This window comes from Corynebacterium sp. HMSC036E10, assembly GCF_001836265.1.
GTDB classification, from domain to species: domain Bacteria; phylum Actinomycetota; class Actinomycetes; order Mycobacteriales; family Mycobacteriaceae; genus Corynebacterium; species Corynebacterium coyleae.
The window spans coordinates 37,870-50,963 of sequence record NZ_KV827938.1; the positions used below are offsets into that span (position 1 = coordinate 37,870).

The 13,094-nt window shown below is 65.8% G+C and carries 7 protein-coding genes; 6 read left to right on the forward strand and 1 reads right to left on the reverse strand.

Features of this window, described 5'->3' with window-relative positions; translation table 11 throughout:
• Positions 1-29: 29 nt before the first annotated feature.
• The 6 genes from HMPREF2736_RS01300 (at position 30) to HMPREF2736_RS01325 (ending at position 12,923) form a co-directional block, all read left to right on the forward strand.
• Positions 30-9,068 (forward strand): type I polyketide synthase, encoded by a 9,039-nt coding sequence (locus HMPREF2736_RS01300; RefSeq protein WP_070828721.1) that lies wholly within the window; start codon positions 30-32, stop codon positions 9,066-9,068.
• 11 nt (positions 9,069-9,079) lie between these two features.
• Positions 9,080-9,295: a hypothetical protein gene (locus HMPREF2736_RS01305; RefSeq protein WP_070828722.1), complete on the forward strand. Its 216-nt coding sequence runs from the start codon at positions 9,080-9,082 to the stop codon at positions 9,293-9,295.
• A 14-nt stretch (positions 9,296-9,309) separates the two neighbouring features.
• Positions 9,310-11,112 carry an acetyl/propionyl/methylcrotonyl-CoA carboxylase subunit alpha gene (locus HMPREF2736_RS01310; protein ID WP_070828723.1) on the forward strand — a complete coding sequence of 601 codons (1,803 nt, stop codon included), beginning with the start codon at positions 9,310-9,312 and terminating at the stop codon, positions 11,110-11,112.
• 97 nt (positions 11,113-11,209) lie between these two features.
• Complete coding sequence (locus HMPREF2736_RS01315; protein WP_070828724.1) at positions 11,210-11,563, forward strand: GntR family transcriptional regulator; 354 nt, start codon at positions 11,210-11,212, stop codon at positions 11,561-11,563.
• Positions 11,560-12,243, forward strand: coding sequence for an ATP-binding cassette domain-containing protein (locus tag HMPREF2736_RS01320; RefSeq protein WP_070828725.1), 684 nt, complete (start codon positions 11,560-11,562; stop codon positions 12,241-12,243). The genes HMPREF2736_RS01315 and HMPREF2736_RS01320 overlap by 4 nt, the downstream gene beginning before the upstream one ends.
• Positions 12,240-12,923: a hypothetical protein gene (locus HMPREF2736_RS01325; RefSeq protein WP_070828726.1), complete on the forward strand. Its 684-nt coding sequence runs from the start codon at positions 12,240-12,242 to the stop codon at positions 12,921-12,923. Before HMPREF2736_RS01320 ends, HMPREF2736_RS01325 begins: the two co-directional genes overlap by 4 nt.
• A gap of 16 nt (positions 12,924-12,939) precedes the next feature.
• On the opposite strand, the gene HMPREF2736_RS12315 is transcribed toward HMPREF2736_RS01325, so the two are convergent.
• Positions 12,940-13,089, reverse strand: a complete 150-nt coding sequence (locus tag HMPREF2736_RS12315) for a biotin synthase auxiliary protein BsaP (protein WP_168167607.1) — start codon at positions 13,087-13,089, stop codon at positions 12,940-12,942.
• Between the last annotated feature and the right edge of the window lie 5 nt (positions 13,090-13,094).

Sequence of the window (13,094 nt, forward strand, 5' to 3'; positions counted from 1 at the left end):
CCGATTCAAAGGACCATAAGGACACTGTTATGAATTCCCCCTCTTTTTCTTCCCTGAAGCGTCCCGCAATCCTGTTCCCGGGGCAGGGTTCTTCCTGGCAGCAGGCACTCGCCGATGCTGCCGCGACTCCTGTGGCACGTAGCCGCATGGAGCAGCTTCTTCACGACGCCCAGTCCCTCACCGCCGCCGTCGCCCGCCCGTTGGCCTCTGTGGTGCCGGGGGTTGTGCAGCGTATCCGCGACGCGATGGATGCAGATGCCGCGCACGAGGCGATCGACGCCCTGCCCGCAGTCAGCGCGCCGGCGATTTTGCTCGCCCAGATTGTTGCCGCGGAAGACCTCGAGCAGCTCGGCCTGGACACCACCGACGCACTGTTCGCCGGTCACTCGCAGGGAATCCTGGGCGCTGCCGCACTGGATCGCGCTAACGGCCCGCAGGCTGCGGAGAAGGCGCTTGCGTTCGCGTTCATCATGGGTGCCGCCGCGACCAACGTGTACGGTGCCGCCGACTCGCGCAGCCGGATGCTTTCGGTTCGAGGTCTGACGCCTGAGCAGGTCGGTGAGTTTGTCGTCGATACGCAAGCTGCTCCGATCAGCGTGATCAATGGGCACCGCCACGTGGTGCTGTCCGGCAGCCCGGAGGCGCTCGCGCAGGCACGCAAGGACATCGAAGCGGCTGCGAGCAGATACAACGCCAAGTTGGAAGTGGAGTACGGCGGCTCCGAAATCACGCCGGTGTTCGATTCGCTTGATGTTGCGTACCCCTTCCATGTGGAGACCAACGCCCCTGGTGTGGATCTGGCGCAGCAGTGGGCGGACGCGTGCGGGATCACGTTTGAAACCACCACCCCGCGTGAACTGGCGCAGTCAATTTTGGTGGACCGATTCGACTTCACCGAAGTCGTGCGCGACCTGATTGCCCAGGGTGCGAGCCACATTTTCACGTTTGATTCGGCGACGGCAACCATTGTGACCAACCTGGCCAACGGTTCCGGCGTCGCAGTGCTCGATGCATCCACTGCCGCGAAACGCGACGACCTCGCACGCCCGGGTGCTGAGCTGCCGCAGGGCGTGGACTATTCGGACTACGCGCCGCGAGTGATTGCGCTGCCGGACGGCAAGACGTACACGCAGACGAAGTTCTCGTCGCTGACTGGCCTGTCCCCGATCATCCTGGGTGGCATGACGCCGACGTCTGCGGACGGCGAGATCGTCGCCGCTGCCGCCAACGCCGGCTACTGGGCAGAACTTGCCGGTGGCGGCATGTACTCCGAGGAGGAGTTTGGCAAGCACACCGCCAACCTCAAGGCGTTTTTGCAGCCCGGTCGCACCGCACAGTTCAACACCATGTTCTTCGACCGCTTCCTGTGGAACCTGCAGTTCGGCCAAACGCGCATGGTGCCAAAGGCCCGCGCGGCCGGTGCCCCGTTTAACGGCGTGTGCATCTCCGCAGGCATCCCGGAAGTTGAAGAAGCTACGGAACTGTTCGCGCAGCTGCACCAGGATGGCTTCCCCTACATTGCGCTCAAGCCTGGTACGACGCAGCAGATCCGCAACGCGCTTGCCATCGCGGCAGCGAACCCGGACGACCAGGTCATCTTGATGGTGGAAGACGGCCACGCTGGCGGCCACCACTCCTGGGTTGACCTGGAAGACATGCTGCTGGAGACCTACCCGGAGATTCGTGCGCACGACAACGCGGTGCTCACCGTCGGCGGTGGCGTGTACTCGCCGGAGCGTGCCGCGGAACTGATCACGGGCCGTTGGTCCGAGAAGTTCGGGCTGCCTGCGATGCCGGTGGATGGTGTGTTCGTCGGCACCGTGGCTATGGCCACGAAGGAGGCGAAGGCCACGGATTCGGTCAAGCAGCTGCTCGTGGATACGCCGGGCCTGCCCCCGGAGAACAACGGCGGTTGGGTCGGCCGCGGTCGTGGCGTGGCCGGTGTGGCGTCGTCGCAATCGCACCTGCTGGCAGACTTGCACGACCTGGACAACTCCTTTGCCAAGGCGGCGCGGTTTATCGCCTCGTTGGATATTGAGGAGTACCCGGCGCACCGCGAAGAGATCATCGAGGCACTGTCGAAGACGGCGAAGCCCTACTTCGGCGACGTGGAGACGATGACGTACGCCGAGTGGGTCGAGCGCTTCGTCGAGCTCGCCGATCCGTTCATCGACCAGACCTGGAACGCGCGCTTTGTCGCGTTGCTGCAGCGCATCGAGGCACGCCTGAACGAAGCCGACCACGGTGAGATCCCGACCCTCTTCCCCGACGATGTCGAGATCTCCCCGCGCGATGGTCTTCAGACCTTGCTGCAGCACTACCCGCAGGCACGCGAGGTTGTGGTTTCCCCGCGCGATGCGGCGTGGTGGATCGGCCTGCACTACGCCTACCCGAAGCCGATGCCGTGGGTCCCGGCACTTGATGCGGATCTGAAGTCCTGGTTTGGCAAGGACACCTTGTGGCAGGCGCAGGATGAGCGCTACACCGCTGACCAGGTGCGCATCATCCCGGGCCCGGTTGCGGTTGCTGGCATTACGCGTAAGAACGAGCCGGTTGCGCAGTTGCTGGCACGCTTCGAGGATGCCGCGACGCAGATGCTTATCGACGACGGCGTCACCGCCGAATCCCGCTTCGCTCGACGCAGCGACGCCGCCGACGAGGCCGCGTACCTGCGCTCCTGCCCAACCTTGGTGTGGCACGGCCACCTGATGGCAAACCCGGCATACGCGCTGGACGAGGACGCCTTCGACGTGGAGGCAACCACCAACGCGGCTGGTGAGTGTGAGTGGACGATCCGGATCCACGCTGATTCCGCATGGGATCACCTGCCGGAAGATAAGCGCCCGTTCTACGTGCGTGAGGTGAACATCCCGGTCGAGATCCCTGCCGGCGCAGGCACGGGTGCCTCCCCGGTTGTGGACGGCGATCGTCTTTCCGACAGCGTCTTCGAGCTGCTGTCTGGCCTGGCGGGTGTCGGTTCGGTCAGCGAGGCCGGCGACACGATTACTGAGATTCCGCAGATCGAGGAACCGACCGAGGACGCACCGTTTGGTGTGGCGCGCTCGTCGTTTACGCTGCCTGCTTCCCTGCTGGCGTCGCACTCCGCAGTTACGGGTGGCGCTGTGGCCGACAACGCTGTGGTTGGTACGCCGGACGTGCTGGTTGGCCCCTGCTGGCCGGCGATCTACGCCGCGCTGGGCTCCGGCAGGCTGGCTGATGGCACGCCGGTCATCGAGGGTCTGCTCAACGCGGTCCACCTGGATCACGTCATTGACCTGCGTGTCCCGCTGTCCGAGCTTGCCGATGGCAGGCGCATCGACGTGACCTCCAAGTGCACTTCTATTGCCGAGTCCACCTCTGGCCGCATTGTCACCGTCGAGTTGGAGCTGCGCTCTGGCGACGAGGTTGTGGCAACCCAGATGCAGCGCTTTGCCATCCGTGGTCGCGCCACCGGCACCGCGACGCCAGTCCCGGCGCCGGCGTACGGCGGCGGCGCGGCAAGCGATCAGGTGGAGCCGACCCCACGTTCGTTCGTGGACCGCACCGTGGTTCGCGCACCGTCGGACATGACCCCGTTCGCGCTGGTCTCCGGCGACTACAACCCGATCCACACCTCCGCCAACGCTGCCGCCCTGGTCAACCTAGATGCACCGCTGGTGCACGGCATGTGGCTGTCCGCCACCGCGCAGCACCTCGCTGCTGGCCACGGCCAGGTCATCGGCTGGACCTACTCCATGTACGGCATGGTGCAGCTTGATGACGAGGTAGAGATCACCGTCGAGCGTGTCGGCCGCGTCGGCATCCAGCAGGCCCTTGAGGTGACCTGCCGCATCGCGGGTGACGTTGTCTCCCGTGGTCAGGCGCTTCTGGCCCAGCCACGCACCGCCTACGTCTACCCTGGCCAGGGCATTCAGACCCAGGGCATGGGCAACGGCGACCGTGCGGCTTCCGCTGCGGCGCGCGAGGTGTGGCGCCGCGCAGACCGCCACACGCGCGAGACCCACGGGTTTTCCATCCAGCGCATTGTGGAAGACAACCCGTCGCGGTTGGTGATCCGCGGTGTGGAGTTCAAGCACCCGGACGGCGTGCTACACCTGACCCAGTTCACCCAGGTGGCCATGGCGGTTGTCGCCTACGCCCAGACCCAGCGCCTGAACGAGGCCAACGCGTTGGCCTCCGGCGCGTACTTTGCGGGCCACTCGCTTGGTGAATACACCGCGCTTGCCGCGCTGGGCAACATCTTTGATCTGGAAGCGGTCATCGACATCGTGTACTCGCGCGGCTCCGCCATGGGCTCCCTGGTGCCGCGCGATGCGGAGGGTAACTCCGACTACGGCATGGGTGCGCTGCGCCCGAACATGATCGGTGTCGGCCCGGAAGAGGTCGAGGCCTACGTCGCTGGTGTTGCGCAGGATTCCGGCGAGTTCTTGGAGATTGTCAACTACAACATCAAGGGCCAGCAGTACTCCGTCGCGGGCACGAAGCGCGGCCTTGCTGCTCTGGAGCGCAAGGCCAACTCGGTCACGCCGCGCGCCTACGTCACGGTTCCGGGCGTGGACGTTCCGTTCCACTCGCGCGTGCTGCGCGAGGGTGTGGCGGACTTCGCCGAGAAGCTCGACGAGCACATGCCGGCGATCATCGACGTGGACACGCTGGTGGATCGCTACATCCCGAACCTGGTGGCTAAGCCGTTCGCGCTGACGCAGCAGTTCATCGACGCCGTCACCGACGAGGTCCCCTCCGAGCGCCTCAAGGGCATGACGCCGGAGAACACCGAACGCAACACGCTCGCACGCACGTTGCTTATCGAGTTGCTGGCGTGGCAGTTCGCCTCGCCTGTGCGCTGGATTGAAACGCAGGACTACCTGCTTGGTCGCGTCGACCAGGTCATCGAGGTCGGCCTTGCGTCCTCGCCGACGCTGACCAACCTGGCTAAGCGCGAGATGGATGTCATTGGCATCCACGTGCCGGTCTTCAACGTTGAGGCAAGCCAGGACATTGTCATGCTCAACGACGTGGTGTCCGCGCCGGAGCCTGTGCTTGTCGACGACACCCCGGCAGAAACAGACGCCGAACCGGCCCCAGAATCCGCCCCGCAACCGGCCGCCGAGGCTGCACCCGCGGCCCCCGCCGCACCGGCAGAGCCAGTACCGGCTGCACCGGCTGCACCTGCTGCATCCGGCGCACCCGCGTCCGACCTTCCCTTCACCGCGGCCGATGCGATCACCGTCCTGTTCGCGCTGCAGAACAAGATCCGCCCCGAGCAGATCAACGATTCGGACACTATTGAGGAGCTCACCGGTGGGGTGTCGTCGCGACGCAACCAGCTGCTCATGGACATGTCCGCCGAACTCGGCGTGCCCGCCATCGACGGCGCAGCGGAAGCCGACGTGGCCACGCTAAACACGCGCGTGAACACCGCCGCGCCTGGCTACACCCCGTTCGGCGCTGTCTTGAGCGAGGCCGTGGGCACCCGCCTGCGCCAACTCTTCGGTGGCGCGGGCCTGAAGCCGGCGTTTGTCGGCGAGCACCTCGCAGCCGCGTGGGGCCTGCCCGCATCCTGGACCGCACACGTCGAAGCCGAGATCCTGCTGGGCAGCCGCACCGAGGAATCGGTGCGCGGCGGCTCGCTGAACAGCCTGCCGTCGGCCACAACCAAGGCGGAGATCACCGCACTGATCGACCAGGCGGTACAAAATGTCGCCGCACGCTACGGCGTTGCAGTCTCCCAGGCCACCAGCGGCGGCGCATCCGGCGGCGGCGTGGTGGATTCGGCTGCGCTCGACGCCTACAAGGACGAAGTCACCGACACCCTGGTGGCTACCGCCCGCACGCTGCTGAACAAGCTCGGCATCGAAAACGAGGTCGCCGAGATCCCCGCACCGGACACCACGATCGTGGAAACGATCGAGGCAGAACTCGGCTCCGGCTGGGTCAAGCAGGTCACCCCGGTCTTCGACGAGCGCAAGGCAGTGCTTTTCGACGACCGCTGGGCCCAAGCCCGCGAAGACCTCGCCCGCGTCGCCCTCGGCGAGCTCGACCTCGCACCACAGCGCTTCGCTGGCACCGGTTCCACCGTGGCCAAGCAGGCCGAGTGGTACGCCAAGCGCGTGGAGGGTGATCGTCGCAACGTACTCGGCGAGATCGCCGCTGCCGCCAACGCCGCAGCGAACGAGCCGTACGCAAACGACGTCGCCCTGGTCACCGGCGCCGCGCCGGGTTCCATCGCCACCGCTGTGGTGGAGGGCCTGCTCGCAGGCGGTGCGACGGTGATCATGACGGCATCCAACGTCAGCCAGGCGCGCAAGGAATTCGCCCGCACGCTTTTCGCCGAGCACGCCTCCGTGGGTGCGCGCCTGTGGCTGGTGCCGACGAACCTGTCGTCCTACCGCGACATCGATGCGCTCATCGAGTGGATCGGCTCGGAGCAGAAGGAAACCGTTGGCAAGGACGTCAAGATCATCAAACCGGCACTCACGCCGACGCTTGCTTTCCCGTTCGCAGCGCCGCCGGTGTCCGGCTCGCTTGCAGAGGTCGGCGGCAACGCCGAAACGCAGGCCCGCCTGCTGCTGTGGTCGGTCGAGCGCACCATCGCCGGCCTGTCTGACCTGGCGCAGCGCGGCGATCACTTCCCTGCCGAGCGCGCACACATCGTCCTGCCGGGCTCGCCGAACCGCGGCACCTTCGGTGGCGACGGCGCCTACGGCGAAGTCAAGGCCGCCTTCGACGCGATCGTAAACAAGTGGTCCGCGGAAACCGGCTGGCCAGAGGGCGTGACTCTGGCGCAGGCCCGCATCGGTTGGGTTGCCGGCACGCACCTGATGGGCGGCAACGACGGGCTCGTTCCGGCAGCACAGGCTGCGGGTATCCACGTGTGGAGCCCGGAGCAGATCTCCACGCAGCTGCTTAGTCTGGTCACCGAGGAATCCCGCGAGCAGGCGAAGCAGTCCCCGCTGGATCTCGACCTCACTGGCGGGCTCGAGGACGCAGGCGTGTCCATCGCCGATCTGGCGCGTAATGCACGTGTTGATGTGGCGGGCACGGAGTCGTCGACAAGCAATGGCGCCACGGTGCGCGCACTGCCGAACGTCACCACCCCGCGCCAGCCTGCACCTGCAGCTGTGGGCGATGTGACCTGCGCACTTGATGACATGGTGGTTGTCGTCGGCATCGGCGAAGTATCCAGCTGGGGCTCCAGCCGCACCCGCCGCGAAGCCGAATACGGCATCACCCGCACCGGCGAGGTCGACCTCACCGCAGCCGGTGTTCTCGAACTGGCGTGGATGATGGGCCTGATCACCTGGTCCGAGGACCCGAACCCGGCCTGGTACGACGAGGACGGCGCAGAGGTCGCCGAGGAGGACATCTACGAGCGCTTCCGCGACGATGTCATCGCACGCAGCGGTATCCGCACCCTGACGGACAAGTACTTCCTCACCGACCAAGGCTCCATCGACCTCGAGCAGGTCTACCTCGACCGCGACATCACGTTCACCGTGGCCACGGAAGAGGAAGCTCTCGCATACGTGGAGGCCGACGGTGAGAAGACCACCATCCGCCAGATCGACGGCGAATGGAGCGTGACCCGCCACGCCGGTGCCCTGGCACACGTGCCGAAGAAGGCCACCCTGACGCGCACCGTCGCTGGCCAGATGCCGGACGGCTTCGACCCGACCAAGTGGGGCATCCCCGCACAGATGGCCGACGGCATGGACCGCATGGCCGCCTGGAACCTGGTCACCGCCGTCGACGCGTTCATCAACGCCGGCTTCACCCCGGCGGAGCTCATGCAGAAGGTCCACCCGTCCTTCATCGCCACCACCCAAGGCACCGGTATCGGCGGCATGGAATCGCTGCACAAGGTGTTCGTCTCCCGCTTCATCGGCGAGGAACGCCAGACCGACATCCTGCAGGAAGCACTGCCCAACGTGGTGGCCGCCCACACCATGCAGGCACTGGTCGGCGGCTATGGTTCCATGATCCACCCGGTCGGCGCCTGCGCCACCGCCGCCGTCAGTATCGAAGAAGCGGTGGACAAGATCGCGCTGGGCAAGGCCGACTTTGTAGTCGCCGGCGGTATCGACGACGTCCAGGTCGAATCCCTCCAGGGCTTCGGCGACATGAACGCCACCGCCGAAACCGCCAAGATGACGGCACAAGGGATCGACGGCCGCTTTATCTCGCGCGCCAACGACCGCCGACGCGGTGGCTTCCTCGAAGCCGAAGGCGGCGGCACGGTCCTGCTCGCCCGCGGCACCCTCGCTGCCGAACTCGGCCTGCCGGTGCTGGCAGTGGTCGCGTACGCCTCCAGCTTCGGCGACGGCGCGCACACCTCCATCCCGGCACCAGGCCTCGGCGTGCTCGCTGCGGCCTGCGGCGGAACCGACTCGCGCCTGGCCCGCTCCCTGTCCTCGCTGGGGCTGACCCCTGACGACGTCACCGTCCTGTCCAAGCACGACACCTCCACCAACGCCAACGACCCGAACGAGTCCGAACTGCACTCGGTGCTGTGGCCGGCCGTTGGCCGCGACCCGGACGCGCCGATGTACGTCATCTCGCAAAAGACCCTCACCGGCCACTCCAAGGCAGGTGCGGCACTGCTGCAGACCGGCGGACTCCTCGACGTGCTGGCCACCGGCGACCTCCCGCCGAACGCCTCCCTGGACTGCGTCGACCCGCTCATCGAGCCGAAGGCAACCAACCTGGTGTGGCTGCGCTCCCCGCTCGCCCTCGGTGCCGGCAACGTGAAGGCCGCGGCGCTGACCTCGCTCGGTTTCGGCCACGTCGGCGCGCTCGTCGTGCTGGGCCACCCGGGTGTGTTCGAAGCCGCACTGACACGCGACGGCCGCGACGCCGACGCCTGGCGTGAGCGCGCAACCGAACGCCTCGCCCAGGGCGCAAGCCGACTCGAAGCCGGAATGATCGGCCGCGCCGACCTCTTCACCCAGGTGGAGAACCGCCGCTTCGCCGGTATCGACGACCACGCCGACGAGATCACACTCCTGCTCAACCCCGATGCCCGTCTCAACGCCGACGGCACGTACCCGACCGCGACCCCGACCGTTTAAGGAGAGACACCATGACACCACTGTTTCGTACCGACGACACGTCGCTGTCCCACGACGAACTGGCAGCACTGACCACCGTCCTCGCCGAGGCCCATTCCTGGCAGGCCGTTGCCACTGATGCTGCGGCTGCCGGCACCGGCGCTGCCTACGAAGACAACGTGTTCGGCGATGCATTCGGCCAGCCATTCGGTGCCCAGCAAACCATCGGCAACGTCACCTACTTCTAGAAAGGACCGCACACATGCATGACTTTCCGTTCCGCAAGGTCCTCGTCGCCAACCGCGGCGAGATCGCGGTCCGCATCATCCGCGCAGCCCGCGACGCCGGCCTTGCCTCCGTGGCGATCTACGCCGACCCCGACAAAGACGCGCCGTACACCGAAATGGCGGACGAGGCGATTGGGATCGGTGGCGAGACGTCGTCGCAAAGCTATCTGGATATCGACAAAGTGCTCAAGGCCTGCCGCGACAGCGGCGCAGACGCCGTCCACCCCGGCTACGGCTTCTTGGCAGAGAACGCCGAATTTGCCCGGCGCGTCATCGACGAGGGCCTGACCTGGATCGGCCCGCCGCCAAGGGCGATCGACGCGCTTGGCGACAAGGTCACCGCCCGGCGCATCGCTGAGGAGGTCGACGCACCGCTCGTGCCGGGCACGAAAGACCCGGTGGACAGCGCCGACGATGTGGTCGCTTTCGCCGACACCCACGGTCTGCCCGTGGCTATCAAGGCGGCGTACGGCGGTGGCGGCCGTGGCATGAAGGTCGCCCGCACCCGCGGCGAGATCCGCGAACTGTTCGAGTCCGCCACCCGCGAAGCCAAGGCAGCGTTCGGCCGCGGTGAGTGCTTCGTGGAGCGTTACCTCGACCGCGCCCGCCACGTGGAGGCGCAGGTGCTGGCGGATACTCACGGCAACGTCATCGTCGCCGGTACCCGTGACTGCTCCGTGCAGCGCAGGTTCCAAAAGCTCATTGAGGAAGCCCCCGCCCCGTACCTCACCGATGAGCAGCGCGAACGCATCCACTCTTCCGCCAAAGCGATTGCAAAGCGGGCAGGTTACGTCGGTGTTGGCACCGTCGAATACCTGGTTGGCTCCGACGGGCTGATCTCCTTCCTCGAGGTCAACACCCGCCTCCAGGTTGAGCACCCCGTCACCGAAGAAACCACCGGCGTGGACCTCGTCATCGAGCAGTTCCGCATCGCCGCCGGCGAGCCACTGCGTTTCGACGCCGACCTGGAACCCACCGGCCACGCCATCGAATTCCGCATCACCGCAGAAGACGCCGGCACCAACTTCATGCCCATGCCCGGCACCGCCACCACCTACATCGAACCGGCAGGCCCCGGCGTTCGCGTCGACTCCGGCATCCGCGCCGGCTCCACCATCGGCGGCCAGTTCGACTCGATGTTGGCCAAACTCATCGTCCGCGGCGAAACACGCGACCAGGCCATCGCCCGCGCCAAGCGCGCCCTCGCCGAATTCCGGGTCGAAGGCATGCCGACCATCATCCCCTTCCACCAGCGCATGCTTGACGACGACGCCTTCACCGGCGACGCCACCCAATTCGCCGTTTACACCCGCTGGATCGAAGAGGAATGGGACCCGGACGTCGCACCCTACGAGTCCGACGGCGCTGGCGAAGACGGTGAGCAGGACGAAGCGCGCCGCCGCACCGTCTCCGTCGGGGTCAACGGCCGATCGATCGAGATCACGCTGCCGGAGCCGTTGCTTCTCGGCGCAGTGGCGCAGCGCCGCCGCGACCGCAAGCGCCGCTCCCGTAATGGCGGATCCGGCGGCAAGGGGTCCGGCAAGGGCGCTGCCAGTGCAGACACCCTGACCGCTCCGATGCAGGGCACCGTGGTCAAGTCCGAGGTCGCCGAGGGCGCCCGGGTGGAAGCCGGCGACATCGTGGTCATCCTCGAGGCCATGAAGATGGAAAATCCGGTCAAGGCCCACAAGAGCGGTGTGGTGAAAAACCTCGCCGTGGAGGCCGGCAGCCACGTGGATAAGGGCGCGGCACTGCTCGACATCACCGACGCCGAGTAGCCGCTAGCCTGCGGTTTCCGCGACATACCCGAATCTCACCCGGCGCGTCAAAATTGGGGGTTGACGCGCCGGGCTTTCCGGTTCTATGGTTACCCACATGAGTGGTAAACCCATATACCTACAGATAGCAGATGAGTTACGTGACCTCATCGGGGCAGGCACCCTCGCTCCCGGCGCCCGGGTGCCGTCTACCAACGAGCTCTCCGCCTACCACTCTGTCAATCCCACCACCTCCGCCAAAGCACTCACCGAACTGTTCAACGAGGGTCTGCTGGAGAAACGCCGCGGGCTCGGCATGTTCGTCCTGGAGAGTGCACGCGAGCAGGTGTTACGTACGCGTCGCGAAGCATTTGCCCGCGATTTTGTCCAACCGTTTGTCCACGAGGCCAACCAACTCGGCATCACCACCGAGGAGCTGACCGCAATGATCGAAAAGGAGCGTGCTCAATGAACCCCGGCTTCTACGCGCTGGTCGGCCCGAACGCCGCCGGCAAAACCCACTACCTCCACACGCTCATGAGCCCTCACACCGCGTTCGTTCCGGCTGGTGCGGATGCCAAGTTTGCAGGCACGACCGTGGACGATCACTTACGTGCAGTCGCAGCGATCTACCCGCACGTGAGGCTCGACTTTCCCAACGCCCGCATCAAAGATCTCTCCGTTGGGCAGCGCCGCCTACTCACCATTGAGGTGGCCCTAGCCATTGGCAAAGACCTGTTACTTCTCGACGAACCGTTTGATGGCATCGACACCACCACCCGCAAACAGGTCCGCCAGAGACTGATCGACTACATCGCGGAGAACCCGCAGCGCAGCGTGGTGATGGCATCGCATCGCCCAGAGGACTTCGTGGGTCTCGCCACCCATGTCATCCAGGTGTTTGATCGGGTGGTTTCGCGCCCAGTCCCACTCGACGACGCCCGCCTGTGCTTTCCAACGGTCACCGGCCCCACCGCCGAGATCAAAGACCTTACCGCCCGCTTCCCCGTCGCTGAGACAGCGAGCCTCGGGCCCACGACACGCGCGACGTTCGCCGAACCTATCGGCGTGGCCGATGTCCACTTGCCCATCGAGTACCCGGACGATGCCGAACTCATTGACCTCCTCGCGACGGAAAGGCCCGAACGATGAAACTCTTCCTCAGCCCCTTCAAACCACTGTCCTACCTGGCAACACTGGCCGTTTTGCTGGTCCTAGTCCCGCTGGGCCGTTTCTATCGTGGCGATGGCTCTCTCTGGACCATCTTCGGAGGCTTCGCACTGACCACCCTATTCATCCTGGCAGGTGCACAGTGGAGCGCCTTGAACCAGCTCGGCGCAAGCTTTTCCGCGTGGATAAACTCAGCCACAATCACATCCGTCGTGGTGGCCGTGATACTTGGAGGGGCCACCGCGGCATCGTCGATCTACAACCAGTTCAAGAGCCCGTACTACCAGGCCTATGACCTGTTCCTCTTCACCAACGGCGCAGACGTGCCCTGGGTGGACACTAATGGTGACCCCTACATCGTGGCGAACGTCGGACAAGACACCACGTCGATGGCGTGGACGGTGCTGCTCCACATCGCGTTCTTCTTCGTTGCTGCCATCGTGGGGGTTGCGCTCGGTTTGGTCTACGCCTCCTTCGGCGCGGGGCGCGGTATCATCACCGCATTTGCCACGTTCCTCATCGCGGTCGCACTGTACTGGGCTATTGAGTCCCCTGTAGGCGATTGGGACACCGCCGCCGTCGGTGGCGTAAGCGCCGCATGCCTGGCCACACTCGCCGTCAGCGCGGTGGCGATTCGCAACACGAAGCGCTTAGTGCGCTAGCAGACACTCCCGCCCCCTACCGCTCCACCCACTCGGAGCGCAGCAGCCCGTGGCGGGAGCACGCCGCCTCCCACGACAACGGGGAAATTTTCACCCCCAGGCGCCGGCCACACAGCGGGCAGGTGCGCACACTGCCCACCAAATAGCCCTTCCTAATCAGCACCACGACAA